A 529-nucleotide genomic window follows, 5' to 3' on the forward strand; every position below is an offset into this window, starting at 1 on the left:
TTCTCATACGGATCAGTGAGGTCGACCTCCTTGGCGACGGTCACACCGTCGTTGGTGATGGTCGGGGCTCCCCACTTTTTGTCGAGGACAACATAACGGCCCTTAGGACCGAGGGTCACCTTGACGGTGTCGGCGAGAGTGTCGACACCGCGCTCGAGGGAGCGACGGGCCTCCTCATCAAACTGAAGTTGCTTAGCTGCCATGTATCAGCGCCTCACTTCTCGACGACGGCGAGGATGTCACGGGCGTTGAGGAGCAAGTACTCCTGACCGTCGTACTTGACCTCGGTGCCGCCGTACTTGGAGAAGATGACGACGTCACCCTCCTTAACATCCATGGGAACACGGGTGCCCTTGTCGTCGACGCGACCGGGGCCAGCGGAGATGACCTTGCCCTCCTGCGGCTTCTCCTTAGCGGTGTCCGGAATGACGAGCCCGGAAGCGGTGGTCTGCTCGGCCTCGAGAGGCTGGACGAGGACGCGGTCCTCGAGCGGCTTGATCGTGGTTGCCACGTCAAGACCCCTTTCTAC

The 529-nt window shown here is 61.2% G+C and carries 2 protein-coding genes; both read right to left on the bottom strand.

What is annotated here, in order from left to right:
* A partial coding sequence (locus tag J5M67_RS27715) for a TCP-1/cpn60 chaperonin family protein (RefSeq protein WP_279381590.1) occupies positions 1-203 on the bottom strand: 203 nt, incomplete at its 3' end.
* An 11-nt stretch (positions 204-214) separates the two neighbouring features.
* Positions 215-511 carry a co-chaperone GroES gene (gene groES / locus J5M67_RS27720; RefSeq protein ID WP_002514778.1) on the bottom strand — a complete coding sequence of 99 codons (297 nt, stop codon included), beginning with the start codon at positions 509-511 and terminating at the stop codon, positions 215-217.
* Positions 512-529 lie beyond the last annotated feature (18 nt).

Origin of the sequence: Pseudomonas sp. 30_B (assembly GCF_017491605.1) — a bacterium.
Taxonomy (GTDB): domain Bacteria; phylum Pseudomonadota; class Gammaproteobacteria; order Pseudomonadales; family Pseudomonadaceae; genus Pseudomonas.